The organism is Janthinobacterium sp. BHSEK (genome assembly GCF_056174685.1).
The window spans coordinates 82,070-108,438 of the sequence record NZ_JBWBYV010000032.1; the positions used below are offsets into that span (position 1 = coordinate 82,070).

Below are 26,369 nucleotides of genomic sequence, written 5' to 3' on the forward strand. Positions count from 1 at the left end.
TTTCCCAAAGACTGGCATCGTTTTTTGATCGATATCTGCGAATAATTATGCAAACATTATCACCGAAATTTGCTATTGGAAACACAATATTGATATCAAGCATGAAATAAATGTGGATTGATTGATTTCAGTAGTTATTGTTTTTAATCAAATCGTCGAATGGCTATTCCTGTAGTAATTGCCGAATGTCGGCCGCCAGGCTGGCCGGTTTGCTGGCAGTCGCGTAGCGGCGAAATACGCTGCCATCCTTGCGCACCAAAAATTTGGTGAAATTCCATTTGATCGACTGCGTGCCCAATATGCCGGGCGCCGCCTGTTTTAATTGCGCAAAGACAGGGTGCGTATGCGGGCCATTCACGTCGACCTTGGCAAACAGGGGAAAGGTGACGCCGAAGTTCTTTTCGCAAAAGGCTTTGATTTCCGCATTCGAGCCCGGTTCCTGCTGGCGGAATTGATTGCAGGGAAAGCCCAGCACGACCAGGCCCTGCTCGTGGAATGCGCGGTACAGCGCTTCAAGCCCCTCGTATTGGGGCGTGAAACCGCAGGCGCTGGCCGTGTTGACGATCAGTAGTACCTTGCCCTTGTAGCGGGCCAGGTCGATCGGCGTGCCGTCCAGTGCCTCGGCCTGGAAATCGTGGATGCTGGTCATGTCAGAGGAGTCCCAGTTTGGTGGCGGTTGAGGGCGGCGCCGTTTCCGGCGCCGTTGCGCCCTTGAGCTTGATCGCCAGGCGCAGGTCGTTGACGGAGTCCGCATTGCGCAGCGCGTCTTCATGGCTGATGGCGCCCGCTTGGTGCAGGTCGAACAGGGCCTGGTCGAACGTCTGCATGCCATGTTCGCGCGATTTCTTCATCAGGTCCTTGATCTCGTGCACCTGACCCTTGAAGATCAGGTCGCTCATCAGCGGCGAATTGAGCAGGATTTCCAGCGCCGCCTTGCGCCCGCCGCCCTCCTTGTTGGGGATCAGGCGCTGCGAAATCATGCCCTTCAAATTCAGCGATAAATCCATCAGCAGCTGCTGGCGCCGCTCTTCGGGGAAGAAATTGATGATGCGGTCCAGCGCCTGGTTGGCGTTGTTCGCGTGCAAGGTCGCCAGGCACAGATGGCCCGTCTCGGCAAACGCGATGGCGTGGTCCATGGTGTCGCGGTCGCGTATCTCTCCGATCTGGATCACGTCGGGCGCCTGGCGCAGGGTGTTCTTCAGGGCCGTGGCCCAGTCGTCCGTGTCGACGCCCACTTCGCGCTGGGTGACGATGCAGTTGCCGTGCGGATGGATGAATTCCACGGGGTCTTCGATGGTGATGATGTGGCCATGGCTGTGCGCGTTGCGGTGGCCCACCATCGCCGCCAGGGTGGTCGACTTGCCGCAGCCCGTGGCGCCCACCATGATGACGAGGCCCCGCTTGCTCATCACGATGTCTTGCAGGATGGCGGGCAAACCGAGCCCATCGAGCGTGGGGATGGCGGTATTGATCAAGCGCAAGACCATGCCTGCCTGGCCCATCTGCACGAAGGCGGACACGCGGAAACGCCCGAGTCCCTCCGGGCTGATGGCGAAATTGGCTTCGCGGCTCGATGCGAACTCGGCCGCCTGGCGTTCGTTCATGACGGCGCGCACGTAGCCGGCCGCCTGCAGCGCATCGAGCGGGCCGCCCGCCAGCGGCGTCAGCTTGCCGTCGAGCTTGATGGCGGGCGGAAAGCCGGCCGTGATGAACAGGTCGGAGCCGCCCCGTGCGCGCATCTGCGCCAGCAGCGCGTGCATGGCGCCATAGTGTTCGTGCGTCGTCTGCATGGCTTATCCGGGGAAGTTTTCGGGCGACTTGGCGGCCGAGCGGGCCGTTTCCGCCGAGATCGTGCCGCGCCGTACGAGGTCGGACAGGCACTGGTCCAGCGTTTGCATGCCCACGTTGCTGCCCGTCTGGATGGCCGAATACATTTGCGCCACTTTCGCTTCGCGGATCAGGTTGCGCACGGCGGGCGTGGCCAGCATGATTTCATGCGCGGCCACGCGCCCAGCGCCGTCCTTGGTTTTGAGCAAGTTCTGCGAAATGACGGCTTGCAAGGACTCGGACAGCATGGCGCGCACCATTTCCTTTTCCTCGGCGGGGAAGACGTCGATGATGCGGTCGATCGATTTCGCCGCCGACGAGGTGTGCAGGGTGCCGAACACCAGGTGGCCCGTTTCGGCCGCCGTCAGCGCCAGGCGGATGGTTTCCAGGTCGCGCAATTCGCCCACCAGAATGACGTCCGGGTCTTCGCGCAGGGCCGAGCGCAGCGCATTGCTGAACGAATGCGTGTGCGAGCCCACCTCGCGCTGGTTGATCAGGCATTTCTTCGGCTCATGCACGAATTCGATCGGGTCTTCGATGGTCAGAATATGGTGATTCAGCCGTTCATTGACGTGGTTCACCATCGCTGCCAGGGTGGTCGACTTGCCCGAACCCGTCGGGCCCGTCACCAGCACGAGGCCCCGCGGGCGCATGGCCAGTTCGCCGAAGATGCGCGGCGCGTTCAGGTCTTCCAGGGTCAGCACTTTCGACGGAATCGTGCGCAGCACGGCCGAGGCGCCGCGTTCCTGGTTGTAGGCGTTGACGCGGAAGCGGGCCAGGCCGGGAATCTCGAACGAGAAATCGCACTCGAGCGCCTCTTCATACGCCTTGCGCTGGCTGTCGTTCATGATGTCGTAGATCATGCTGTGCACTTCCTTGTGCTCGAGCGGGGCCACGTTGAGGCGGCGCACGTCGCCATTGACCCGTATCATCGGCGGCAGGCCGGAAGACAGGTGCAGGTCGGAAGCCTTGTTGCTGACGGAGAAAGCGAGAAGTTCGGAGATGTCCATTTATAATCCCTGTGCCTGCATTGATGGGCTGGCGCACCGTGCCGCCGCCCCTATACACTAGAAAATGATTATGTCCACAATCGAACAGAACTTGCAAGCCGTGCGCGACAGTATTGCGCAGGCCGCCGTGGAGGCGCAGCGTGCGCCCGCCGACGTGACCTTGCTGGCCGTGTCAAAAACCTTCGGCGCGGACGCCGTGCTGGCAGCCATGCGCGCGGGCCAGGCGGCGTTTGGCGAAAACTATCTGCAGGAAGCGCTCGACAAGATCGCTGCCGTCGGGCTTGCGCTGCCGCAAGGCGCACCCGCCTGGCATTTCATCGGCCCCATCCAGAGCAACAAGACGCGCCCCATCGCCGAACATTTCGACTGGGTGCATACGGTGGAGCGGGAAAAGATCGCCGCCCGCCTGTCCGAGCAGCGCCCGGCCGGCTTGCCGGACCTGAATATCTGTCTGCAAGTCAATATCAGCGGCGAGGCGAGCAAGAGCGGCGTGACGCCGGCTGACTTGCCGGCGCTGGCGCATGCCGTGGCGCAGCTGCCGCGCCTGCGCTTGCGCGGCTTGATGGCGATTCCCGAGCCGGAAACGGATGTCACCCTCCAGCGTCGTGCGTTCGCGCAATTGCGTACGCTGTACCAACAATTGCAGGCGGACGGGCTGGCGCTCGACACCCTGTCGATGGGCATGTCGGCCGACTTGCGCGCCGCCGTGCTCGAGGGCGCCACCATCGTGCGCGTGGGCAGCGCCATCTTCGGTTCCCGCAATTACTCTTAACTGATTGATAGAAAGCATAGCCATGACGACAGAATTGAATATCGCCTTTGTAGGCGGCGGCAACATGGCCGCGGCCCTGATCGCCGGCCTGGCGGGCAAGCTGACCCTGGGCGGCAACATCCACGTGATCGACCCGCACGCGCCCGCGCTGGAAAAACTGCAGGCGCAATTCGGCGTCACGACGGCGGCGTCCGCCAGTGACGCGCTGCGCGGCGTGGACGTGATCGTGCTGGCCGTCAAGCCGCAAAGCATGCGCGAAGTGGCGGCGCAGCTGCTGCCTTTCCTCGACGGCGAGCGGGCGCCATTGATCCTGTCGATCGCGGCCGGCATCCGCGCGGCCGACCTGTCGCGCTGGCTCGGCGGTTATTCCGCCATCGTGCGCTGCATGCCGAACACGCCGGCCCTGATCGGCATGGGCATCACGGGCATGGTGGCCAGCAGCGGCGTCAGCGCGGAGCAAAAGAAAACGGCGGACGCCATCCTGCGCGCCGTCGGCCAGACAGTCTGGCTCGATGACGAAGCGAAGATCGACCCCGTCACGGCCGTCTCCGGCAGCGGCCCCGCCTATGTGTTTTACTTTATCGAGGCGATGCAGCAGGCGGCCGCCGAGCTGGGCTTGACCCCGGAGCAGGGCACGCAGCTGGCCATTGCCACGTTTACGGGCGCGGCGCAGCTGGCGGCGAATTCCAGCGAGCCCGTGTCGCTGTTGCGCGAGCGCGTCACGTCGAAGGGCGGCACGACCTACGCGGCCTTGACCAGCATGGAAGAGAGCGGCGTGAAGGCGGCCATCGTCAAGGGCATCAAGGCGGCCGCGCAGCGGGGGCGCGAGATGGGTGACGAGCTGGGTAAATAAGTGGGCAGGTAATTACATGACCTTGACGGCGCGGCCGATGTAGAGCACCGGCCCCGTCGGCCGGCCCGTGGGCGAGCCCGTTTCCGGCTCCAAGGTGATTTCAAACAATTGCTCCGGCTGCAGCGGCGGCAGCTTGTCCAGGGTCAATTTGACGCTTTGCCCCGGCTTGACCAGGCCCAGCGAGACGGGCGCGCCCCAGTCCTTGCCCTTGGTCCAGAATTGCAGGGCTTTCTGCTGCGGCACGCTAGTTGGACCCAGCGGGATCAGGCTCAGGTCGCGGTTCTTGCCGCCGCGTCCGCCAGCCTGCACGATCCAGCCCGGCGATTTATCCTGCGGCGCCACCAGCACCACCAGGTAGCCGGGCCCGGCTGGCGCCTGCAGCTGCACGGTCACCAGCACGGCCAGCACGGCGGTGGCCGCCAAGCCGCCGCCGGCCAGTATTCTCCAGAAGGCCAGGCTGTTCCACCACGCTTGCCAGCCGCCCGCCTGCCGCACGGTTTTCGGCGTGAACAGGCTGGCGCTGATGCGCGGCCACAGTTGCGCCGAGGGCGTTTCGGACGGCGCCAAAGTCGTCAAGGGCAGCAGACGCCGTTCCCAGGCAGCCACGGCGTCGCGCAAGGCGGCGTCAAGCGGCAAACGCTGTTCCACCTCGACGCGCTCGGCCAGCGCCAAAGTACCCAGCACGTATTCGCCGGCCAGCCTTTGCAATTCCTCGTCGCTGGTGATCATCCCATGCACTCCCGCAAGGCAGCCAGGCCCCGCTTGACCCAGGCCTTGACGGTTCCCAGCGGCGCTTGCAGGCGCTGCGCGATCTCGCCATGGGAACAGCCATCGACGTAGGCGTACAGGATGCTGTTGCGCTTGGGTTCGTCCAGGTGTCCCAGGCAATCGTGCAGCTTGCCCATGTTCGCCTGCAGGGCGTAGGCGTCCGAGGTGGCGTCGGCATCGTTGCCTTCGCGTTCATGCAGCAGGGTTTCCACGGTATCCTCGTCGGCCGATACTTCATGGGCGCGGGCGCGCGCCACGTTCAGCGCCTGGTGCCGCACCACCACATAGATCCAGCCCTTGCCGCTGCCGCGCGTGGCGTCGAAGCTGCCGGCGCGGCGCCAGATGTTCAGGAAGGCGTCGTGCAGCACGTCTTCGGCCAGCGCCCGCTGGCGCACGATGCGCAGGGCCACGCCCAGCAGGTAGCGTGCTTCCTGCTGGTACAGGCCGTGCAATGCCTGCTGCTCGCCCCTGGCGCAGGCGCGCAGGGCGGCATCGTAATCGTAAGGGGCGGCTTGGGCTGGCAAGGTCGGCGCAATCGTTGAGTGAACGGTTAGCAAGTTTTCAAGGCCGAGTATAGGTCAGAAACCCGCTTGCCAACCGTCGCTTGAAAGGATTTATGCCGATTTCCAAAAAATGTAGTCGGCCTGGTAGGGCACCCATTGTTTGGCGCCGACGGACTCCATGCCGCAGGGGCTGCTTGGCGCCACGCCGCCGCTGGTGGCCACGCGCTGGATGTAGCTGACGCCCTGCATGGCGCCGCTGCCCGTGGCGGGATTGGCTTTCACCAGCTGGTACGGGATATTGCCCGCGCCGGCCGGCGCCACGGCCACTTGCGTCGCCGTCACTTTCGAGCCGTCCAGGCTGGCCCAGGTGGCAGGCGGGCCCACATACGTGCCCACTTGCATGCCGCCGCGGTCGTTCAGCGCCGCATCCGGTCCCACGAAGACCCATTCATGCCCCGTCATGTCTTTCTTCGCCTTGCATTCGTAGGCGATCTTGCCCACGCCCACCGTCTGCATGGCCACCTGATGGCCATCGGGCACCTTGACGGCGCTCGGCAATTGTTCCTGCGAGTAGCGTGCGCTCATCGGTGCGCAGGCAGCCACGAGCAGGGCGGCGCACAGGACGGTGAGCGAGGGGGCGGTATGGCGTGGGGCGATGGTGGCATGCATGGCGAACTCCTGGTAGTTGGCTCAACCGGCTGGTTGATACCATTACTACGCCCGGGCCTGCCATTTGGATGCAGCTATGCAAAAATATTTTACGGCGGTGGTGTTTTCTTGCTGAAACGCTGCGCCAGCGCCAGCACGACGGGCATGGCGGTGGTGGCGTGCTTGAGCAGGGCGCCACCGGCCCGCAGCAGCGGCAGGAAGCGGCGCGGGCGCACCAGCACCAAGCCCAGCACGGCGCCGCCCACCATCAGGGGAATTTTAAAACGCGTGGCCAGGGTGTGGCGCAGATTGCCGCCCGTCAAAGGCTCCAGCAGCTGGCGCGTCTGCACGCCCAGGGCCAGGCGCTGCAGCGCGCATTCGGCCAGCAGCGCGTCGCGCCGCTGCGCCAGGCTGGCGGCATTGTGCACATGCGACAGTTTGGTGGGATGCGTGGTCATGGCCGCTCCGATCCCCGGCGGGCCAGCAGTTGCAGCTCGTCCAGGTCTTTGTTCAGTTCGGTAAGCGTGAAGGACAGCAGTTTCGGCTTGCTGCGGAAACTGGCGCGCACGCCCAGCAGGGTGGCGACGGCGGCGACGATGAAGACGGCGGCCGTGATGGCGATGGCGGCGATGCGGTGCGTATCCCAGAACAGCACGATGACGAGGAACACGATCAAGACCAGGCCAACGAACAGGCACAGCAGCGCCAGCATGGCCAGCGCCAGATAGGACAGGAAGCGCAGCGACTCTTCTTCCATTTCCACGGCCGCCAGGGCCAGACGGGTCTGGACGATGGCGGCGAGGGTCGCTGCGACTTGGGCGACATGCTGCATGATAGCCATATGCTGCCTTTCGCGTCAGGGGAGGCGGCCAGCGCCGCCGGTACTGCTACTACTAAGTAACCCCCAATAAATTATTGTGATTTCTGACTTCCATAACCGGCGCTCTGCGGCGTTGCTCACTGCTAGCAGTGCTCGCACTGCGTCGCAGCGAGCGCCTTGCATAGCATCCGGTTCTGTTTGTCATAAATTCACACTAATTTCCCGAGGATTACTTAGCGGCGTGACGAGGAGAGAAGCAGGCCGAACAGCACGCCGACGACGGCGCCCGCGCCCACGGCTTTCCATGGATTGTCCTGCACGTATTCGTCGGTGGCCTTGGCTGCCTTCTTGGTACGTTCGAGCAAGTCTTCTTCCAGCTTGATCAAGTCTTTCTTGGCCGTTTCCAGGGTGGCGATGAACTTGTCCTTGACGGCTTTGACATTCTCGCCCGTCTGATCCTTGGCGCCATCGAGCCAGCCTTCCGCTTCATTGATGACGGTTTTCAGGTCGCCGACCAGTTTGTCGCGGGCCTTGTCGGCGTCGGCGAGGATGTTGTCGCTGCTGGATTTTCCGGTATGTATCGAGCTCATGTATTACCTCATGGAAGTGAAACTGCACAGTGAAATACCAGTGTAGGCAGCTGCGGCCAGGCCTGTCTTGCGCCGCCTCAAGGGCTGCCGCAGCGCAAGGATCATTGCTTAACGGAAAGCAAAGTCCAGCACCACGCCCGCAAACACCGCTGCTCCTAGCCAGTTATTATGCCGGAATGCCGCAAAACACGGCATACGCTCGCGTGCGCGGATCAGGGTGTAGTGATAAGCGGCGCAGCCGGCCGCCGCCAGCAAGCCCGCGACGAACCAGTAACGCAAGCCCAGGTACCAGCCGCATGCCAGCCACAGCAGCAGGAAGACGGCATAGCAGAACATGACGATGGCCACGTCGTAGCGGCCAAAGGTGATGGCCGAGGTCTTGATGCCGATCTTCAGATCGTCGTCGCGGTCGACCATCGCGTATTCCGTATCGTAGGCCACGGCCCAGAAGACATTCCCCAGCAGCAGCAGCCAGGCGACGACGGGCACGGAATCCGTGATGGCGGCAAAGCCCATGGGAATGCCGAAGCCGAAGGCGATGCCCAGATACGCTTGCGGAATCGCAAAGAAGCGCTTGAAGTAGGGATAGGTGCCGGCGATGATGACGGCGGCCACGGACAGTTGTTTGGTCAGCGCATTCAGGGGCAGGATCAGGCAAAAGGCCAGCACGGTCAGTACGCCGGCCACGGCCAGCGCTTCCTTGCCGCTGATGCGTCCGCTGGTGATGGGACGGTCCGCCGTGCGTTTGACGAATTTGTCGATATCCTGGTCGGCGTAGTCGTTGATGGCGCAGCCCGCCGAGCGCATCAGGAAGGTGCCGAGAGTGAAGATGAGCAGCAGCCGCCAGTCCGGCACCCCTTGCTGCGCCAGCCACAGCGCGCACAGGGTAGGCCACAGCAGCAATACGGTACCGATAGGCTTGTCCAGCCGTATCAGGCGGAAATACAGCGCCAGCTTGTTCATGGAAGACTCGATCTTGTTGAAGAGAAAGGTCGATTATCGCAAATAGTATGTAAATGTACTATTCGTCGTCTTCGCACAAGGGGGTGATGCCAGGCAAGTTGCAGCTGGCGATGGCCGCGCACAGGGCGTCGATGGCCGCCTTGCGCGTAAAACTCTTGCGCCACAGCATCACCACCCGGCGCGACGGCACGGGGGCGGCGAAGGGCCGGTATTCGAGCATGCCGTCGGTGGCGTGCATATTCGCGACGGAGGCGCGCGGCAAGACCGTCAGGCCGATGCCGCTGGCCACCATGTGGCGGATGGTTTCCAGTGAGGAACCTTCAAACGTGCGCTGCATGCCGTTGCCGGGCGAGGAAAAGCGCGCCATTTCGGGGCATACTTCCAGCACCTGGTCGCGGAAGCAGTGGCCATTGCCCAGCAGCAGCATGGTTTCCGATTTCAAATCCTGCGCGGCGATTTTTTCACGCGCCGTCCACGGATGCTGGCGCGGCATGGCCACGACGAACGGTTCGTCATACAGCTCCTGCATGGCCATGCCGTGATCGGGCAGGGGCAGCGCCATGATGGCCACGTCCAGTTCGCCCTGGCGCAGCAATTCGAGCAGGCGAACCGTGAAGTTTTCCTGCAAAATCAAGGGCATCTGCGGTACCTGGTCTATCATGGCCTTGACCAGCGGCGGCAGCAGGTAGGGGCCGATCGTATAGATCACGCCCAGACGCAGGGGGCCGGCCAGCGGGTCCTTGTTCTGCTTGGCGAGTTCCTTGATGGCGGCCGTCTGTTCCAGCACGCGCTCGGCTTGCGCGATGATCTGCGCGCCCAGGGGCGTGACGGAGATTTCCGCGCCGCCCCGTTCGAACAGGACCACGCCCAATTCGTCTTCGAGTTTCTTGATGGCCACTGACAGGGTGGGCTGGGCAACGAAACAGGCTTCGGCGGCGTGGCCGAAGTGCTTCGCTCGCGCGACTGCGACGATATATTTCAGTTCAGTCAGTGTCATAGGTTGATTGAAACACAGGAAGTACTTACTTGCAATGAATGAAAGGTGGCGCAAACGTGAAACTGTGGCGCCGATGGCGTATTGTAGCGGATCGCCCCCTATAATGCGGGAGCGGGCGGCGGAGGGAGAGGGCGATGGATGTGCACATACAGTCGCTGGAAGCGGCGATCAATTATTGGCGTGCCAGGCAACCGGCGCGCGGCAATGAATATGCGCTGTCGCCACCCGTCAGCCGCCTGGCCGGCGTGTATGCGCTGATGATTTATTACCGGCAAGATCGCATCGCCGAAGAGGGCCTGGAACCGGCTATTGTGGCCTTGATCGATGCCTGGCGCCGCGATGCCGGCGGCATCCAAGGCGATAGCCACGCCTGAGCGTGACCGTATTTAACCCAACAAGAGATATCCATGCCTGAATTTGAAAACAAACTGTGCGGCCGTGACGAATTGCGCGCCCGCGCCGCGGCCCTGCCGAAACCGGTGGTGGTGACGAACGGCGTGTTCGACATTTTGCACCGCGGCCACGTGACGTATTTGGCGCAGGCGCGCGCGCTGGGCGCCTCGCTGATCGTTGCCGTGAATACTGATGCATCAGTGAAACGTCTGGGCAAGGGCGACGACCGTCCCCTGAACAGCTGCGAAGACCGCATGGCCGTGCTGGCCGCGCTGGAGGCGGTGAGCCTGGTCGTGCCGTTCTCGGAAGACAGCGCCCTGGAAGTGGTGCAGGAGGTCGAACCGGACATCTATGCCAAGGGCGGCGACTACGACATGGCGGCCATCCCCGAAGGGCGCGCCGTGCTGGCGTATGGCGGCCAGGCCGTGGCCATCGATTTCGCGCACGACCGCTCGACCACCAAGCTGTTGACGAAAGTGCGCACGCAGCAGGGCTGAAGAGCGCCGTCAATGTTTCCATACAGATAAAAAGACGTTACTATGAGAACTGCCAGGGTTGCGACCTCGTTGCGTCAGCCCCAGCACGTTACACAGTCTGATATGCATTGCTAGTCATAGAAAATAAATGGATCATAAAACTTCTGGGGATTGGCCACTGCCCTCCGGCGTCTGGCACGTGGATGACGAGGGCGCGTGGAGCATGCAGCGCAGCGCGGACGGCCAGAATGTCTCGCCCTTGGTGAGCCAGGCCGATATCGGCAAGCTGATGCATGCGCGGCGCCTGCCCGCAGCGGCCGGTGCGCCCGTGCGGCAGTTTCCGCCCGAATTTGCGTTCGACCCCGCCTCGGGCGCGGCCTTGCAAGTGCCGCCCGCTACGTCCGCCACGCCGCCCTGGGTGCCGCCCTACGGCGCATCTCCCGTCAGCGACGTGCCGCCAACCGGCCCGGCCGGCTTGCGCCAGGCCAGCGCGCCCCTGAAACTGGCGGACCAGCGCGCGCGCGAAGAGCATGCGCAGGCCGACGTCTCGCTGCCCATGCCGCCGCCTGGCGAATACGAATTCTTTTCCGCCCAGTTCGGCACCAGCGCGCCCGCGCTGCTGGCGCTCGACCCGCGCAAGGCCGTCTTGCACGCCTGGCTGCCCGCCTCGAAGCGCTGGCTGGCGCTGGACCCCGACTATGGCAGCTTGCTGGCCGAATCGGACCTGGCCCACGGCGCCTGGCGCGCCGAGCTGGTGCCGGAGTTCAATAGCGTGCTGGTATTGCCGACCAGCCATGGCCTGGCCTGCATCCGTCCCGACGTGCCGTCGCTGACCTATGTGGTCGAGCACGTGGGCGGCGCGCCGTGCGCGGCCGCGCCCGTCTGGTTCCAGAGCCGTTTGTGGGCGCCGCTGCGCGACGACGATGGCCGCATCCGCTTCGTCAACCTTGATGCGCAACAAAAGCCGGGCAGCGACGTGCTGCTCGACGGCCTGTTTGACCTGGGCGCCGTCAGCGCGCCCGTCGCCTACAACCGCATGGCCGTGTGGCCCTGCGCCAACGGCCAGCTCCGGCTGCAATTGCAGCCGGACGGCAACGTGGCCGCTTCGTTCACCCCCTGGCCAGAAGGGCTGGTGCCGCATTTCGAGTTCGGCAGCCCGTACGTGTCGCGCGACGGCGGCCTGTGGCAGTTGTGCTTCGAGCGCAGCCGCGGCACCTATGTCTACGTGAAACTGGGCGCGCAGTCCGAACGGGCCGACGCGCTGGCGCCGCGCCTGTGCTCGGGCAGCTTCAATTACCGCTTCGCCGCCAAGTTGAAAACGGCGCCGTGGGAGGAGCCGGAACACGGCGACGATGGCGGCAAGAACCAGGCCGTCATGCCGCTGCTGGAATCGAATGCCGGCAACAGCGTCTTCGGCGTGAAGTTTGCCACCAGCGCCGGCCTGTCGAGCGTGCTGCGCTCGAGCGATCGCCTGGCGGCACAGCTGGTGCAGGACGACGAATTGCGCGAAAACGTGTTTCATACCTTTGCCGTCAGCGAACCGTGGCGCGTGCGCCTGTTTGTGCATGAAGGTACGCTGTGGGCTTACCACCCGCGGCTGTCGCGTATCGATGGCTGGGCCTTGCAGGCATGAAGGCGCGCTTACTGACCGTGGCTTGCGCCGCGTTTTTCAGCGCTGCCGCTGCGCACGCGGCCGGCATCCAGCAAGCGTTCCTCGTGCAAAATTCGGGCTGGATGGAGCCGTTTTACACGGATGAGCATTCCCAGCTGAAAGCCCTGGTGGGCGCGGTGGCGCAGGCCGCTACAAACCCGTCCGATAAAGTGTACACCCTGGCCTTCAGCCAGAGCAGCGGCGCGCACGTGTCGCCGTCGCTGCTGGGGCAAGGGCAGGGCGGCGCCGGCGTGGCGGGCCAGCTGGCCAGTCTCGGCCTGGCGCGCAAGGGCGCCGGCGGTGCGCTGGCCGACACGGATTTCCAGGAAGCCGTGACAAAAACCATCACGGGCCCGTTCCAGTCCGCGTCCGGCATCGTGTGGATTTTTACGAATAACAAGAACAGCCCGAACAACGACAGCCAGACGGCCGAGCGCAACCGCGACTTTTACCGCCTGCTGCACCTGGAACCGTCGATCACCAAGACGGTGGTGTTTCCGCTGCGCATGCCCGTACAGGGCAAGCTGTACAGCGCCAAGGGCTTGATGGTGTATGCGCTCGCGTATGGCCAGCCCGCATCCGAGGCCTTGAACCGTATCCTGGCCGAAGGGCGGCTGTCGCAAGTGCTGACGCGTCCGCCCGCGCGATTGAAACCGGTGGACCAGGATGCCGTGCGCATCGTGCCCCAATCCGTCAAGAACAGCGCCAACGTGCACGCCAGCCTGGGCCGCGACGGGCGCACCATCGTGCTCGACGTCGATGCGGCGAACCTGGTGCCGCAAGTGGTGCTGCAGGCGTCCCTGCAAAACATGTTTTTCCCGTACGTGATCGACAGCGCCAAGGTGCACGCCAGCCTGGCGGGCCAGAACGCGCCGCTGCACGTTGCGCCAGATCAAATCCGCCAGCTGCAGCCGGGCGCCAGCCAGTCCGTGCAGGTACAGTTCGCGTTGCCGATGGCGCAGATCCCGTCGCCGTGGTCGGCGCAGGCGATCGCCGCCATGGGCAAGCAGGTGATGCTGCCGATGCAGGCGCAGGTGGGCCTGTCGGAACAGCGGCTGGCGCTGGCGTCCAGTTTCGGCAAGGATTTGCAGGAACTGTTTCCCGGCGATCCGATCTCTGGCATGTTCACGCCGCCCGACAGCGTGCGCGCGTCGCAGGCGACGATCCCGCTGCTGGTGCGCATCCAGTATCCGCTGCTGCCCGTGCTGGTGATCCTCGGCGGCGTGCTGGCGTTCGTGCTGGGCTTGCTGGCGCTGGGTTTGCTTGGCACGCGCGCCACGCGCTACAAGGTGATGGCCGACGGCGTGCAGCGGCAAGTGTTGTTAAAACCATTCAAAAGCGTGCAGATCCGCGACGATGAGGGCCGCGACATTGGCGAACTCAAGCGTGGCCTGGGCAAGCCGGCCGTCGTGCGCGTGGCCGAAGGCCATACCCTGAGCCTGGCCTGACAAGTATTTCTTTTTAAACTATTCAAACCCATCAGAGGCATACCATGGCGCAAGACACTCCCAAAGACAACACAGGTTTCACTTTGCCGGCCCCGGCCTCCGCGCCGCCGGCCGCCGATGCGCCGGGCGCACCAGCGTCCACCACCGCAACGACCGAAGCTGCGCCCGCGTTTGACGCCGCCGCCACCACCGACACCTCGTCGCGCGACACCCTGATCGGCGGCGTCGTGCTGTTGCTGCTGTTCGTCGCCTTTTTCTTTGCCAAGAATGCCTATGCGAATGGCCTGGTGGCCAAGCGCGTGCCGCCGAACAAGGCCAATGCCTCGGGCTGGTGGCTGTTCATCTTCCTGGCCAGCCTGGCGACGGGCGTCGTGCTGGCGGCCGTGAACGCGCATAAATTCCTCGCGCCACTGTTCATGGGACCGCTGGTGCTGGTGGGCCTGGTAGCGTTGCTGTTGACGTTCACCTCCAGCCGCCGCTAAGCGGCAACACGTTTCGTCCAAGGAATCACCATGGCAGAGAACCTGAACCAAACCATCACCGGCGGCGCCAGCGAGCGCAAGCAGGATAAGATCATCGAACTGCGCCCGACCCTGTTCATCGGCATCGGCGGCACCGGCATGCAGGTGCTGATGCGCGTGCGCCGGCGCATCCTCAACACCCTGTGGGGCGGCGCTGGCAACCGCACGCGCATCGAGGGCTTGGCCGACTTTCCCATCGCGCAATTCATCCATTTCGACCTCGACAATGGCGCCGTGATCGAGAGCGGCGAGTCGCAGGCGAAGGACTTGCAGTTCGACCAGGTGAAGTTCACGGACGATGACAAGGTGGTCGAATCGTTCGACATGGACAAGTACAGCCGCGATGAAGATTCCCTGGAAAAATATCCGCACATCAAGGAGTGGCTGCCGCTGACGCCGCAGCGCATCCGCGAATTGCGTTTCGACATGAGCAGCGGCGCCGGGCAGATCCGCGCCGTGTCGCGCCTGTATTTCTTCGACAAATACGCGAAGATCCGCGACAAGATCCGCTTGAAACTGAAAGCCTTGAAGGCGGGCCTGTCGCACGAGCGCCAGCTGGCCGAACTGGGTTTGCGCATGGAAACGAACCGTTTCCGCATCGTCATCGTCGGTTCCGTGGCCGGCGGCACGGGGTCCGGTTCCTTCCTCGACATGGGCTTGCTGGCGCGCTGGCTGGCGCGCAGCGAGGTGGGCGCGGCCGACGTGGAACTGATGCTGTTCTTGCCGACCGGCTACACCAAGGCCAACAAGGACCGGGTCGAGGCCAACGGCTATGCGGCGCTGATGGAGCTGGAATCGGCCATGATGGGCAACAAGGGCTATGTGGGCCGCTGGGATGCCTACGACCGTCCGGAACTGACGCGCGAGCCGTACAGCGAGGTGTACCTGATCGATTCGGGCAACCTTGCCCAGCAGCACACCAAGGATGTCAGCGACGTCTACCACATGGTGGCCGATTCGCTGTTCGAGGATTTCGCCTCGGCCGACTTCGCCCGCGCCAAGCGCTCGATCGCCGTCAACCAGGCGCAGCACAAGAATTCGCTGTACAACGCGCCCGTGCCGCAAGACCGTTTCGGCGACATGCGTTTGTATTTCTCGAAGCGCTTTTCCTCGTTCGGCATGGCCGTGCTCGATACACGCCAGGAAGCGGCGCGCGACGAGCGGGCCCACCGCTGGGCCGGCGCCATGCTGCAAGCGTTCTTCGGCGTGGGCGGCACGGATGCGGGCGCCAACCGCGCCACGGATACGCAGCGTGATAATTTCCTGGCTGCAAATATGTTCCTGAAGGGAACGCCGTTCAGCGATTTCCCCGAGTTTTCCGACAAGAGCATCGAACTGAAGCGCTCCAGTGGCGACTTCATCGATTTCCGCGTCGTCGACGAATTGCTGGAAGACCGCCACGGCCACTTGCTGGCCGGCGTGGAAAACCGGGTCAACACGCGCATCAACGATATCCGCACGGGCTTTGACCGCAGCGAATGGCCGGCGCAGGTGCGCGACGCCATGAAACACCTGGAACGCGATGCCGTGCGCGACCAGGATTCCACGGCCGACACGACGGAAGACCGCATCAGCAAGCGCCGCCGCGAAGTGCTCGACGACGTCAAGAAAGTCGTGCGCGACCAGCTGTACGGCTATCTGGATAATAAGGAATTCGGCGGCCTGGAATACGTGTTGTCGCTGGTGGAACAGATCAAGGACCGCATCGAGGCGCCGGGCAGCGGCCTGACGGCGCAGATCGGCGCGAATGCCGAGCGCTACCGCGAAATCAAGGAAGCCGTGCGCTCGCGTGAATATGAGCGCCTGCTGAACAACCTGGAGCAGACGCGCAGCACCTTCGGCTTCCTCAGCAATGGTGAAAAGCAGGCGGGCGTGGTGATGGACCATCTGCGCACGGAAATGGCGAACGCGCTGAAATTCCATCTGCGGGCCAAGGCGGCGGACGAGTCCGTCATCCTGCTGGGCGAACTGTCGCGCTGGCTGGGCAACCGGATCGGCGTCGATGCGCAGGGCCGCGCGCAGTGGAATGGCCTGGTGGGCGAGTTGCAAACGGGCCGCGAAGGCGTGCTGGCCATGCTGGCGGAACTCAAAACGGCCAATACCATCCTGCAAAAGGACCTGGACAAGGAACACGCGACCCTGATCGTCATTCCCGTCACGGAAAAAGACATTGCGCTGCCCACGGCGGCCACCTTGCGCCAGTGGGCCGATGAAGCGTTCAAGGACATGGGCGGCTCGAAAGCCCTGTTCCCCATGCTGGGCGAACCGGCGCAACGCGGTTTGATCCTGGCCAAGGTCACGCGCATGGCGGAGAACATGATCGCCACGGCGGGCCTGGCGGAAGGGGCGACGAGCACGCCCGACCCCCTGTTCGAAGCATTGGAACAGATGGACGTGTCCGAACGCCTGGACCGCTTCCGCAAGCTGCTGGCCTGCTCCATGCCGTGGATCGACGCCAATATGGCGGGCGATTTCACGGTCGTGTCGGACCAGTTCAAGTGCGTGATCGGCGTGGCCAACGCGGCCGCCTTCAAGGCGAAGTTCGGGGCCGAGCTCGAATCGTGCGTGCCGACCCAGGTGGGCATCACGGTGAGCCAGCTGGAAATCGTCGAGACGGGCATCCGCGGGCGCGCCGTCTGCTATTGCGAGCTGGCCGGCGTGCCGATGACGGTGCTGCGGGGCCTGGAAGGCTGGCGCACCAGCTACCGCAAGGAAGGCGACAACGACAAGGCGCCGACCCACACGCATATCGATCCGACGCAATTCACGCACCCGATCGCGCCGAACACGGATGAAATGAAACGCCTGGCCGAGGATTTCGGCGAGTTCCTGCAAGCCATCATGCTGGGCGTGCTGACGCGCCACACGGGCCGCGTCGTGCCGCCGGGCCAGTACCAGTTCGCCGTGGAACCGGGCGACCTGCGCCGCATCGGCAACGAACGGGCCATCCGCCAGAACGGCATGCCTGCCTCGTACGAGAAAAATATCGCGCTGCGCATCGAGGAAAAATTGACGGCGCTTGACGCCGTGCAGACGGCGGCCCTGGCGGCGCTGGCAAAATACTATGAACGCACCGTGTATGCGCCCAAGCTGGTGGCGCAGGCCGATGGCTCGCAACTGCCGTACGTCGGCTTTGGCAGCGCCATTTCCGCCGAAGTGGGCGCGCGCCTGCGCGAGTCGGCGCGCCGCAAGGGCATGGCCAGCGATGAGCTCGACCGCACGGTGCAAGCCCTGCTGGGACGCCTGAAGGAGTGGGCGAACGTCATCGGCGACTCCGACGGCGACGCCTACGACTGGGAAGTGCGCGAGCCGGAAGCGGACGGCCAGCCGCGCCTGAAATACGCGATCAAGGGCGAAATGCTGGAAGCGGGGCGGCTCGAGCAATTGCTGCGCCCGGCCAGCGCGCCGGCCGCTGGCGTGGCGCCGGCCTTCGGCATGGCGCCGCCACCGCTGGGCGGCATGCCGCCGCCCCTGGTGGAATACCAGTATTTCCTGGGCATAAACGGCCAGCAGCAGGGACCGTTCACGGCCCAGCAGATCGTGCAGTACGTGCAGGCAGGGCAGGTCGTACCCGGCACCACCAAGGTGTGGCGCGCCGGCTTGCCGGCCTGGGCCGAACTGGCCCAGTTCCCCGAGCTGGCACCCTTGTTCCTCAGCGCGCCGCCACCGTTGATGCCGCCGCCCTTGGGTTGAGTGCTGGAGTGCTGGAATGACGTTGGAATGAAGGATTAGTTTTGGATATCTGTAACAAATGCAAGACGGGCCTGTGGACCGTTGTCAGCCATTGCCCGTACTGCGGTCAGGCGCAGGCTGGCGCAGCCAAGCCAGCCGCAGCCGCAGCCGTGCCGCCGCCGCTGCCCGTGCCAGCGCCTGTACCAGCGCCTGTGCCGCCGCCTGTGCCAGTATCGCCGCCTGTGGCGCCCAAGCCGCCGCCCCAGCCGGTGACACCCGCGCCTGCGCCGAAAGCGCCGCCCAAGCCGGCACCGGCTCCGGTCCCGGTGCCGCCGCCAGCTGCGCCGAAGCCCGTGCCTGTGCCTCCACCGGCGCCTGCACCGACAGTCCCGCCGCCGCCGCGCAAGTGGCTGCGCTGGCTGGGCGGCGCCGTCGCGCTGGCGGCCGTCATCGTCTACATGAATGGCAAGCCGGGCGGCAAGAGCGAATCGGCGTGCAACGACGCCATCGACAGCGGCTTGAAACTGGTGGCGAATGGCAGCCTGGACGGCGCCCGCCAGAAGCTGGCGACGGCGAAAAATGTGTGCACGGGCAAGTCCAGCGCCAAGGCCGATGATCTGCAGGCGGCGATCGGCAAGGCCGGCGCCGCATCGGGCAGTTGCCAGCGCGGCGTGCGCGCCATCGAGCGCAATATTGACGGCCATCAATTGCAAAGCGCCGCCAGGGGCATTGCCGGGCTCGACATCGATTGCGCGGGCGCTGCCAGCGTGGATTCCTTGCGCAAGCAGCTGGCGCGCCAGCAGGCGGCAGCCGCGTCCGTGCTGGTCGGCGTGCGCCAGGCGCTCGATGGCAAGGATGCGACGGCAGCGCGCAATGGCATCGCCAGGCTGGAAGCGATCGACCGCGAAGCGGTGGAATTGCCGCAGCTGAAGTCCGACGTGCAGGCGCTGTCGATGCCGGCGCCCGTTTCTGCCCCGTCACCGGCCCCGGCGCCGGCAGCAATGCCGGCACAGCAGGAACCGGCGCCCGCGCGCGTGGTCGAACGTCCAGCGGCGGCCGAACGCCGTCCTCTGGAAACGTCGCCCGTCGATAGCGGCGCGGCCATGCGCAACGAGATGGCGCAATCGTTCCTGCGCGATGCCGAGCGTTCTTTGCTGGAAGGCAAGTTCGATGCGGCCAAGACCTATCTGGAAAGCGCGCGCCGCGTCGATCCGGGCAATGCGCGCATCGACAACCTGTCGCGCCGCATCCGCGAGCGCGAACGGCAAGTGCTGCAGACGGAAACAACGATCAATTAGCCATCTGGGGAGTCACCATGCTGAATCACACCACCTTGCGCGCGGCCGCCGCGCTGACCGTCGCGGCCATGCTGGCCGGCTGCACCACGGCGACTATGAACCCGAACGGCGTGCGCCAGGACAGTTCCTATCCGCAAGGCGGCGCCCAGGCGGCCACGGATGAGGACCCGTGCAGCGTGGGCACGTCGGCCGCTGCCGGCGCGGCCGTGGGCGCACTGCTGGGAGCGCTGGCGGGCGGCAAGAATGGCGCGCTGAAGGGCGCGGCCATCGGCGGCGGCCTGGCGGCGGCCGGTTGCCTGGCCATCAATGTCAATTCGCGCCAGACCAAGACGGCGGCGCAGGCGGACCGCGACTACATCCGCACGCGCGGCGCCTTGCCGCGCGAGCCGCAAGTGGTGTCGTACACGCCGCAGCTGAGCGCGTCGACCGTCAAGCGCGGCCAGCCGTTCAAGGTCAACTCCGTGGTGGAGCTGGTCAATGGCAGCGCGCAAAGCGTCAACGACGTGCGCGAAGAGCTGGTAGTGCTCGACCCGCAAGGCCAGCCCTTCAAGTCCGGCTCGAAAGCCTTGGCCAGCAACAACAAATCGGGCGGGCGCTTCGAGAACTCGTTCGAGCTGACTTTGCCGGCCGGCGTGTCGCAAGGCGTGTACGGCGTCAAGACGAATCTGTACGTGAACGGCAAGCTGGCCGCCACGCGCGACCTGCGCACGCAGTTGGTGATGCTGGATGCGGATACGGGCGTTGACGCGCAGCTGGCGCTGCGCTGATTGCCGTATGCAAACGCGTAGGTCGGATTAGCGGGGTAAGGCCCCGCGTAAGCCGACAACACCACTAACGCCAACAATGTTGTCGGATTACGGCCTCTTGGGCCTAATCCGACCTACGCGCCGCCCTGGTATCCATGCTGGCGCCACGCCTCGTAGACGACGACGGCCACCGTATTCGATAAATTCAAACTGCGGTTGTCGGGGCGCATCGGCAGACGGATGCGTTGTTCGGCAGGAAAGCCGTCGCGCAGGGCCGGATCGAGGCCTTTCGTTTCCGAGCCGAACACGAACACGTCGCCCGGCAGGAAGGCCACGTCGCCGAACGGGCGCGAGCCGCGCGTGGTCATGGCGAACATGCGGGTCGGATCGGGCTGGGTATCGGCCAGGAACGCCGCCCAATTCTTGTGCACCTTCATCTTGGCGTAATCGTGGTAATCGAGGCCGGCGCGCTTCATCTTGGCATCGTCGAGGGGAAAGCCCAGCGGTTCGACCAGGTGCAGCTGCGCGCCCGTGTTCGCGCACAGGCGGATGACGTTGCCCGTATTGGGCGGGATTTCAGGTTCTACCAAAACAACGTGAAACAAAATGCTCTCCTTGGTCTATCTCTAATATATGCAGCGAATTTAATGCGGCGGCGTGCGCGCCACCACCAGGATGCTGACCCTGGCCGCCCCCGCGCGCTTGCAGGCGGCGGCCAGGGCGTTGACGGTATGGCCGCTGCTCATTACGTCGTCGACGATGCCCACATGGCATCCTGGCAATAACGGCGCATGGTCCGGCGCGATGGCGAACGCGTGCGCCAGGTTGGCTTGCCGTTCCTGCGGCGCCACGCCGCTTTGCGCCCGCGTTTCGCGCACCCGCAGCGCCAGCCGGGGCTGCAAAGGCACGTCCAGCAGGCGCGCCAGCGGGCGCGCGATTTCCAGCGCCTGATTAAAACCCCGCTCGGCCAGCCGGACCGGGCCCAAGGGTATCGGGCACAGCAGTTGCGGCGCCTCCCATGCTGATTGTTGCTGAATGGCAACATGCAGCAGTTCGGCCAACGGGGGCGCCAGCGCCAGGCGCGCGCCGAATTTCAGCTGCAGCAGCAACTGGTCGACGGGCGCCGCATAGTCGAACGCCGTGACGGTGGCGTCATACGCGGGCCGCTGGCGCAAACAGCGCCCGCACAGCGTGGCCACGTCGATGTCCGCGAGCGGATTGGCGCACTGGCGGCAGCGGTGGCGCAGTTGCCCGCGTCCTTGCCCCAGATATTGCGCGCGGCAGGGCGAACACAGCACTTGCGGGCCGCCGATGCCGCACAGCGCGCACTGGGCCGGCAGCAGCGTGGCGCCCAGCCACAGTCGCAGCGCCAGCCAGGCGGCCTCAAGGCGGGGCGGGGTGCCGGTCCGCATCGCGATGGCGTCGTTCCATGTACACTGCCGACATTATCTCACCTCACCGGTTTCAACATGCCAGTTCCCGCCAATCCACCCAAAATGAGTGCGCCCATCGATGCGGTGCAAGTACGCGATTTCTTTTCCCGTCCCGCGCGCGTCGCGCCGTCGGATTTCCTGCGCCGCGAAGTGTCGGCACGCATGCACGAGCGCCTGGAGCTGGTGAAAATCACGCCGCATCGCGTGCTTGACGCCGGCTGCGGTCCGGGCGCGGACCTGGCGCAGTTGCAAAAGGATTATCCCGCCGCGCAGATTATCGGTCTCGATGCAGCGCAAGCGATGATGCAGGCGGCGCGCGCGCCCGCGTCGAAACTGGCCAGCCTGAACCAGTTCCTCAGCAAGTTGTTGCCGGCCAAGGCGGGCGTGGATTTGTTGTGCGGCGACCTGGGCGACCTGCCGCTGGCGCAGGGCAGCATCGACCTCGTGTGGTCGAATCTGGCGCTGCACTGGCATGCCCAGCCTGACCGCGTATTCGCCGAATGGCGGCGCGCGCTGCGCCTCGATGGCTTGCTGATGTTTTCCTGCTTCGGCCCCGACACCTTCCGCGAAGTGCGCGACGCGTTTGCCGAGGCGGATTTATACCCGCACGCCTTGCCTTTTGTCGACATGCACGACTTTGGCGACATGCTGGTCGAGACGGGCTTTTCCACGCCCGTGCTGGACATGGAAATCATCACCGTCACCTACGATACGGCGGAAAAACTGCTGGCGGACGTGCGCGCCTTCGGCGGCAACCCGCTGACCACGCGCCGGCGCGGCCTGATGGGCAAGGCGGCCTGGCAGCGCATGCTGGCCGCGCTGGAAAAGATGCGCCGCCCCGACGGCAAGCTGGGCCTGAGTTTCGAGGTCATCTATGGCCACGCCTTCCGTCCTGCGCCGCGCGTGACGCGCAATGGCGAAGCGATCATCCGCTTCGATCTGCCGCGCAAGCCTCAATAAAAGGGCAAAGAAACCGACACTTGGTCGCATTCGCGCGCGATGTGGCAGCTTGGCGTTGCAAAGCGCGCGGCGGCCGGGAGAAGGGCGTGCACAAAGCCGATTATTGCTTGATGGATTCAAGTTTACTTGATTATAATCGTTGATTGTTTGTCAGCTTGTTAAGTACAAAAAACAAGGGCTGCATACAAAATAAAAAAAACAAAGCGAGACTTATTCGAAGTTACTGCATTAGTATAGTAACCATCTTCCACACGAGGCCATTTCCAGGTGGGGAAGAAAAACAGGGTTCCAGCATGGTTGCGCGCCGCCGTTTTTGCTGCGGCAGCCAGCATGGAATTCGCTGGTGCTTGACGCACATGGCCATGTTTTGGCCGTGTTGCTTTCATGGAGGAGCGGCAGCGGTCCAGTACGGAGAAATCCGCAGCCGTTTAAAATATCATTATTTTTGGGTGGTTGGGGAAAACATGACACATGCAAAGCGACTTCAATCGTTGCTGCTCGGGCTGTCTTTGACAGCGTTTGGCATCGGGCGATGGGCCACGGCGGCACCGGCTGCCGGCACCTATCCCGGCACCGGCGGTCCCGTGCCGTTCGAAATGAATCTGCAACCGCCGGCGACACAGATCGCCCATGAAATCTACGATTTGCACACCCTGATGATGATCATCTGCCTGGTGATCTTCGTGGCCGTGTTCGGCGTCATGTTCTATTCCATCTTCAAGCACCGCAAGTCCCTGGGCCACAAGCCGGCCACCTTCCACGAAAGCACCACCGTCGAGATCGCCTGGACCGTCGTGCCTTTCCTGATCGTCATCGGCATGGCCCTGCCTGCCACGCGCACCGTGGTCGGCATGAAGGACACCTCGAACGCCGACATCACCATCAAGGCCACCGGCATGCAGTGGAAATGGGGCTATGACTACCTGAAAGGCGAGGGCGAAGGCATTTCCTTCCTCTCCAACCTGGCCACGCCGCGCTCGCAAGTGGGTGCGCCGGGCGCGCCGCCGACGGAAAAACGGGGCGAAAACTACCTGATCGAAGTCGACAATGAAGTCGTCGTGCCGGTCAACAAGAAGATCCGCGTGGTGCTGACGGCCAACGACGTCATCCACGCCTGGTCCGTGCCCGCCTTTGGCGTCAAGCAAGATGCGATTCCCGGCTTCGTGCGCGACACCTGGTTCAAGGCCGACCATATCGGCACCTTCCGCGGCAATTGCGCCGAGCTGTGCGGCAAGGAACACGCGTTCATGCCCATCGTCGTCAAGGTCGTCTCCGCCGACGACTACAAGGCCTGGGTTGATGTAAAACAAAAGGAAATGGCGGCATTGGCTGATGATCCAAGCAAGGTGTGGACCATCGACGAATTGAAGGTCAAGGGCGAGAAAGTGTATGCGGCCAACTGCGTGGTCTGCCACCAGGCGACGGGCAAGGGCGTACCGGGGGCGTTTGCGCCGCTGGACGGCTCGGCCGTGGTGAACGGCCCGAAAGCCGATCAGATCCACGTCTTGCTGAACGGGCAAAAGAGCGGCAAGTATCCCGCTGAAATGCCGGCATGGAAACAGCTGTCCGACACGGAAATTGCCGCAGTGATCACTTACACGCGCAATTCCTGGTCGAACAAGGCCGCAGAGAACATCGTTCAACCAGCCGAAGTCGTGGCTGCACGCAAGTAATTAGGAGCCGCATATGAGTACTAGCACGAGCACCTTGGACCACGCCGGTCACGATCACGACCATGCCCACGACCACCCGACCGGCTACCGCCGCTGGCTGTTTGCCACCAACCACAAGGATATCGGTACCTTGTACCTGTGGTTCTCGTTCATCATGCTGCTGTCGGGCGGCGTGCTGGCCCTGATGATCCGTACGGAACTGTTTCATCCAGGCTTGCAATTTTTCCACCCTGAATTTTTTAATCAACTGACCACCATGCACGGCCTGGTGATGGTATTTGGCGCCATCATGCCGGCCTTCGTCGGCTATGCCAACTGGATGATCCCGCTGCAAGTGGGCGCGTCCGACATGGCGTTTGCCCGCATGAACAACTTCTCGTTCTGGCTGCTGCCGCCGGCCGCGCTGCTGCTGGCCACGTCCTTCCTCGTGCCCGGTGGCGCCACGGCTGCCGGCTGGACCCTGTACGCGCCGCTGTCGACGCAAATGGGCCCCGGCATGGACATGGCGATTTTCGCCATGCACCTGATGGGCGCCTCCTCCATCATGGGTTCGATCAACATCATCGTCACCATCCTGAACATGCGCGCCCCTGGCATGACCCTGATGAAAATGCCGATGTTCTGCTGGACCTGGCTGATTACCGCGTATCTCTTGATCGCCGTCATGCCGGTGCTGGCTGGCGCGATTACCATGACCCTGACGGACCGCCATTTCGGCACGTCCTTCTTTAACGCGGCAGGCGGCGGCGATCCCGTCATGTACCAGCACATCTTCTGGTTCTTCGGCCATCCCGAGGTCTACATCATGATCTTGCCGGCTTTCGGCATCGTCTCGCAGATCCTGCCCGCGTTTGCCCGTAAACCTTTGTTCGGCTACGCTTCGATGGTCTACGCCACGGCGTCGATCGCGATTCTGTCCTTCATCGTCTGGGCGCACCACATGTTTACTACCGGCATGCCGGTGACCAGCCAGCTGTTCTTCATGTACGCGACCATGCTGATCGCCGTGCCGACGGGCGTGAAAGTGTTCAACTGGATCGCCACGATGTGGAAGGGCTCGATGACGTTCGAAACGCCGATGTTGTTCTCGGTGGGCTTCATCTTCGTGTTTACCATGGGCGGCTTCACGGGCCTGATCCTGGCCGTCACGCCGATCGACATCCAGCTGCAGGATACCTATTATGTGGTGGCGCACTTCCACTACGTGCTGGTGGCCGGTTCGCTGTTCGCCCTGTTCGCCGGTTTCTACTACTGGTCGCCGAAATGGACGGGCCATATGTACAACGAGACGCGCGGCAAGATCCACTTCTGGCTGTCCCTGATCACGTTCAACGTGACCTTCTTCCCGATGCACTTCCTGGGCCTGGCCGGCATGCCGCGCCGCTACGCCGACTATCCGGCGCAGTTCACGGACTTCAATATGATCGCCTCGATCGGCGGCTTCGGTTTCGGCCTGATGCAGGTGTACTTCCTGTTCTTCGTGGTCTTGCCGACCATTCGCGGCGGCAAGGCTGCGCCGGCGAAACCATGGGAAGGCGCGGAAGGCCTGGAATGGACCGTGCCGAGCCCGGCGCCGTTCCACACGTTTGAAACGCCGCCGACCGTGAAATAAGGTATCCCGGGCCGGCGTGTTGCGCGGCCCGTCTTGAATAAAGTGCCTGTCATGACCGAACGTAAAAAACCGAACAACCTGCGTACCGGGCTGATCTTGGCCGCCCTGGCGGCCTTCTTCTTCCTGTCCGTATTCGCCAAGCGGCTGTGGCTGACGTGACGACGCCCCACCAACAGGAAACACGCGGCCTGAACCGCAAGATGCTGGGCAAGCTGCTGGTCATTGCCGTGCTGATGTTCGGCTTTGGCTATGCCCTGATTCCCGTCTACAAGCAGATTTGCGAAGTGATGGGCATTAACGTGCTGACGCAGAAGGATGGCACGGTGGCCTACGACAACAATACGCAGGTCGACACGACGCGCAGCATCACCGTCGAGTTCGACGGCAATGCGCAAGGGCCTTGGCGTTTCCGCCCCACCGTGTCGAGCATGCAGGTGCATCCGGGCGAATTGGTGACCGTCATGTATGAAGTGGTCAATACGCAAAACCGCGTCGTCAACGCGCAAGCCATCCCCAGCTACGCGCCGCAGAGCGCCACGCCGCACTTCAAGAAGGTCGAGTGCTTCTGCTTCAAGCAGCAGACCTTGAAACCGAAGGAAGCGCGACAGATGCCGGTGGTGTTCTTCCTCGATCCGGCCCTGCCGAAAGAGGTGAAGACCATCACCCTGTCGTACACGTTTTTCGAGATTGCCGGTCTGAGCCAGGCTCAGACGCCGGCCGTCCAATAGGAGAGTG

29 protein-coding genes are annotated in these 26,369 nt (G+C 63.7%); 15 read left to right on the plus strand and 14 right to left on the minus strand.

What is annotated here, in order from left to right:
* Nucleotides 1-163 precede the first annotated feature (163 nt).
* The 3 genes from AC0V2Y_RS13065 to AC0V2Y_RS13075 are packed head-to-tail and all read right to left on the minus strand — an operon-like array spanning nucleotide 164 to nucleotide 2,837.
* Nucleotides 164-649: a glutathione peroxidase gene (locus tag AC0V2Y_RS13065; protein ID WP_475414660.1), complete on the minus strand. Its 486-nt coding sequence runs from the start codon at nucleotides 647-649 to the stop codon at nucleotides 164-166.
* A 1-nt stretch (nucleotide 650) separates the two neighbouring features.
* On the minus strand, nucleotides 651-1,790 hold the full coding sequence (locus AC0V2Y_RS13070) for a PilT/PilU family type 4a pilus ATPase (RefSeq protein ID WP_475414661.1): 1,140 nt from the start codon (nucleotides 1,788-1,790) through the stop codon (nucleotides 651-653).
* Nucleotides 1,791-1,793: 3 nt separating this feature from the next.
* On the minus strand, nucleotides 1,794-2,837 hold the full coding sequence (locus AC0V2Y_RS13075; RefSeq protein WP_070312390.1) for a type IV pilus twitching motility protein PilT: 1,044 nt from the start codon (nucleotides 2,835-2,837) through the stop codon (nucleotides 1,794-1,796).
* A 70-nt stretch (nucleotides 2,838-2,907) separates the two neighbouring features.
* Between AC0V2Y_RS13075 and AC0V2Y_RS13080 the strand changes: the two genes are divergently transcribed.
* Both AC0V2Y_RS13080 and proC read left to right on the plus strand, forming a co-directional pair.
* The gene (locus tag AC0V2Y_RS13080) at nucleotides 2,908-3,609 is read left to right on the plus strand and encodes a YggS family pyridoxal phosphate-dependent enzyme (protein ID WP_475414662.1); all 702 of its coding nucleotides are present in this window, start codon (nucleotides 2,908-2,910) and stop codon (nucleotides 3,607-3,609) included.
* Between the two features lie 22 nt (nucleotides 3,610-3,631).
* On the plus strand, nucleotides 3,632-4,462 hold the full coding sequence (proC, locus tag AC0V2Y_RS13085; RefSeq protein WP_475414663.1) for a pyrroline-5-carboxylate reductase: 831 nt from the start codon (nucleotides 3,632-3,634) through the stop codon (nucleotides 4,460-4,462).
* A 12-nt stretch (nucleotides 4,463-4,474) separates the two neighbouring features.
* On the opposite strand, the gene AC0V2Y_RS13090 is transcribed toward proC, so the two are convergent.
* The 8 genes from AC0V2Y_RS13090 to AC0V2Y_RS13125 all read right to left on the minus strand — a co-directional run bounded on the left by AC0V2Y_RS13090 (nucleotide 4,475) and on the right by AC0V2Y_RS13125 (nucleotide 9,751).
* Nucleotides 4,475-5,191, minus strand: a complete 717-nt coding sequence (locus AC0V2Y_RS13090) for an anti-sigma factor (RefSeq protein WP_475414664.1) — start codon at nucleotides 5,189-5,191, stop codon at nucleotides 4,475-4,477.
* On the minus strand, nucleotides 5,188-5,754 hold the full coding sequence (locus AC0V2Y_RS13095; protein WP_475414665.1) for a sigma-70 family RNA polymerase sigma factor: 567 nt from the start codon (nucleotides 5,752-5,754) through the stop codon (nucleotides 5,188-5,190). Before AC0V2Y_RS13095 ends, AC0V2Y_RS13090 begins: the two co-directional genes overlap by 4 nt.
* A gap of 90 nt (nucleotides 5,755-5,844) precedes the next feature.
* Nucleotides 5,845-6,402, minus strand: coding sequence for a DUF3455 domain-containing protein (locus AC0V2Y_RS13100; protein WP_475414666.1), 558 nt, complete (start codon nucleotides 6,400-6,402; stop codon nucleotides 5,845-5,847).
* A gap of 89 nt (nucleotides 6,403-6,491) precedes the next feature.
* The gene (locus AC0V2Y_RS13105) at nucleotides 6,492-6,839 is read right to left on the minus strand and encodes a hypothetical protein (protein ID WP_475414667.1); all 348 of its coding nucleotides are present in this window, start codon (nucleotides 6,837-6,839) and stop codon (nucleotides 6,492-6,494) included.
* Nucleotides 6,836-7,213 (minus strand): phage holin family protein, encoded by a 378-nt coding sequence (locus AC0V2Y_RS13110; RefSeq protein WP_475414668.1) that lies wholly within the window; start codon nucleotides 7,211-7,213, stop codon nucleotides 6,836-6,838. The genes AC0V2Y_RS13105 and AC0V2Y_RS13110 overlap by 4 nt, the downstream gene beginning before the upstream one ends.
* Nucleotides 7,214-7,434: 221 nt before the next feature.
* Complete coding sequence (locus AC0V2Y_RS13115; protein ID WP_436543883.1) at nucleotides 7,435-7,791, minus strand: ElaB/YgaM/YqjD family protein; 357 nt, start codon at nucleotides 7,789-7,791, stop codon at nucleotides 7,435-7,437.
* A 108-nt stretch (nucleotides 7,792-7,899) separates the two neighbouring features.
* Entirely contained in the window at nucleotides 7,900-8,754 is an 855-nt protein-coding gene (gene ubiA, locus AC0V2Y_RS13120) for a 4-hydroxybenzoate octaprenyltransferase (protein ID WP_475414669.1), read from the minus strand.
* A 58-nt stretch (nucleotides 8,755-8,812) separates the two neighbouring features.
* Complete coding sequence (locus AC0V2Y_RS13125; RefSeq protein WP_230541530.1) at nucleotides 8,813-9,751, minus strand: hydrogen peroxide-inducible genes activator; 939 nt, start codon at nucleotides 9,749-9,751, stop codon at nucleotides 8,813-8,815.
* 134 nt (nucleotides 9,752-9,885) lie between these two features.
* Between AC0V2Y_RS13125 and AC0V2Y_RS13130 the strand changes: the two genes are divergently transcribed.
* The 8 genes from AC0V2Y_RS13130 to AC0V2Y_RS13165 all read left to right on the plus strand — a co-directional run bounded on the left by AC0V2Y_RS13130 (nucleotide 9,886) and on the right by AC0V2Y_RS13165 (nucleotide 19,977).
* Nucleotides 9,886-10,125 carry a DUF3717 domain-containing protein gene (locus AC0V2Y_RS13130; protein WP_326458229.1) on the plus strand — a complete coding sequence of 80 codons (240 nt, stop codon included), beginning with the start codon at nucleotides 9,886-9,888 and terminating at the stop codon, nucleotides 10,123-10,125.
* 33 nt (nucleotides 10,126-10,158) lie between these two features.
* On the plus strand, nucleotides 10,159-10,641 hold the full coding sequence (rfaE2, locus tag AC0V2Y_RS13135; protein ID WP_475414670.1) for a D-glycero-beta-D-manno-heptose 1-phosphate adenylyltransferase: 483 nt from the start codon (nucleotides 10,159-10,161) through the stop codon (nucleotides 10,639-10,641).
* Nucleotides 10,642-10,819: 178 nt separating this feature from the next.
* Nucleotides 10,820-12,253: a hypothetical protein gene (locus AC0V2Y_RS13140; protein WP_475414671.1), complete on the plus strand. Its 1,434-nt coding sequence runs from the start codon at nucleotides 10,820-10,822 to the stop codon at nucleotides 12,251-12,253.
* On the plus strand, nucleotides 12,250-13,719 hold the full coding sequence (locus AC0V2Y_RS13145) for a hypothetical protein (RefSeq protein ID WP_475414672.1): 1,470 nt from the start codon (nucleotides 12,250-12,252) through the stop codon (nucleotides 13,717-13,719). The genes AC0V2Y_RS13140 and AC0V2Y_RS13145 overlap by 4 nt, the downstream gene beginning before the upstream one ends.
* A 44-nt stretch (nucleotides 13,720-13,763) precedes the next feature.
* Nucleotides 13,764-14,201, plus strand: coding sequence for a hypothetical protein (locus tag AC0V2Y_RS13150; protein ID WP_475414673.1), 438 nt, complete (start codon nucleotides 13,764-13,766; stop codon nucleotides 14,199-14,201).
* 30 nt (nucleotides 14,202-14,231) lie between these two features.
* Nucleotides 14,232-17,933, plus strand: coding sequence for a tubulin-like doman-containing protein (locus tag AC0V2Y_RS13155; RefSeq protein ID WP_475414674.1), 3,702 nt, complete (start codon nucleotides 14,232-14,234; stop codon nucleotides 17,931-17,933).
* Nucleotides 17,934-18,265: 332 nt separating this feature from the next.
* Nucleotides 18,266-19,210 carry a hypothetical protein gene (locus AC0V2Y_RS13160; RefSeq protein WP_475414675.1) on the plus strand — a complete coding sequence of 315 codons (945 nt, stop codon included), beginning with the start codon at nucleotides 18,266-18,268 and terminating at the stop codon, nucleotides 19,208-19,210.
* 17 nt (nucleotides 19,211-19,227) lie between these two features.
* Complete coding sequence (locus tag AC0V2Y_RS13165; RefSeq protein ID WP_475414676.1) at nucleotides 19,228-19,977, plus strand: hypothetical protein; 750 nt, start codon at nucleotides 19,228-19,230, stop codon at nucleotides 19,975-19,977.
* A gap of 113 nt (nucleotides 19,978-20,090) precedes the next feature.
* On the opposite strand, the gene trmL is transcribed toward AC0V2Y_RS13165, so the two are convergent.
* Entirely contained in the window at nucleotides 20,091-20,561 is a 471-nt protein-coding gene (gene trmL, locus AC0V2Y_RS13170; protein ID WP_475414677.1) for a tRNA (uridine(34)/cytosine(34)/5-carboxymethylaminomethyluridine(34)-2'-O)-methyltransferase TrmL, read from the minus strand.
* Between the two features lie 39 nt (nucleotides 20,562-20,600).
* A complete protein-coding gene (locus AC0V2Y_RS13175) occupies nucleotides 20,601-21,368 on the minus strand; it encodes a phosphoribosyltransferase family protein (protein WP_475414678.1) in 768 nt (255 codons plus the stop codon).
* Nucleotides 21,369-21,452: 84 nt separating this feature from the next.
* Here AC0V2Y_RS13175 and AC0V2Y_RS13180 point away from each other — a divergent pair, with 84 nt between their 5' ends.
* The gene (locus AC0V2Y_RS13180; protein ID WP_475414679.1) at nucleotides 21,453-22,349 is read left to right on the plus strand and encodes a methyltransferase domain-containing protein; all 897 of its coding nucleotides are present in this window, start codon (nucleotides 21,453-21,455) and stop codon (nucleotides 22,347-22,349) included.
* A 158-nt stretch (nucleotides 22,350-22,507) separates the two neighbouring features.
* On the opposite strand, the gene AC0V2Y_RS13185 is transcribed toward AC0V2Y_RS13180, so the two are convergent.
* Nucleotides 22,508-22,735, minus strand: coding sequence for a hypothetical protein (locus AC0V2Y_RS13185; protein WP_475414680.1), 228 nt, complete (start codon nucleotides 22,733-22,735; stop codon nucleotides 22,508-22,510).
* 78 nt (nucleotides 22,736-22,813) lie between these two features.
* Here AC0V2Y_RS13185 and coxB point away from each other — a divergent pair, with 78 nt between their 5' ends.
* Genes coxB through AC0V2Y_RS13205 form a run of 4 tightly spaced genes read left to right on the plus strand, consistent with a single transcriptional unit; the run spans nucleotide 22,814 to nucleotide 26,362 of the window.
* On the plus strand, nucleotides 22,814-24,022 hold the full coding sequence (coxB, locus tag AC0V2Y_RS13190; protein WP_475414681.1) for a cytochrome c oxidase subunit II: 1,209 nt from the start codon (nucleotides 22,814-22,816) through the stop codon (nucleotides 24,020-24,022).
* Nucleotides 24,023-24,035: 13 nt separating this feature from the next.
* Nucleotides 24,036-25,634, plus strand: coding sequence for a cytochrome c oxidase subunit I (gene ctaD, locus AC0V2Y_RS13195; protein WP_034749009.1), 1,599 nt, complete (start codon nucleotides 24,036-24,038; stop codon nucleotides 25,632-25,634).
* 51 nt (nucleotides 25,635-25,685) lie between these two features.
* Nucleotides 25,686-25,793 carry a cytochrome oxidase small assembly protein gene (locus AC0V2Y_RS13200; protein ID WP_216354567.1) on the plus strand — a complete coding sequence of 36 codons (108 nt, stop codon included), beginning with the start codon at nucleotides 25,686-25,688 and terminating at the stop codon, nucleotides 25,791-25,793.
* A complete protein-coding gene (locus tag AC0V2Y_RS13205; protein ID WP_099409817.1) occupies nucleotides 25,790-26,362 on the plus strand; it encodes a cytochrome c oxidase assembly protein in 573 nt (190 codons plus the stop codon). Before AC0V2Y_RS13200 ends, AC0V2Y_RS13205 begins: the two co-directional genes overlap by 4 nt.
* Nucleotides 26,363-26,369 lie beyond the last annotated feature (7 nt).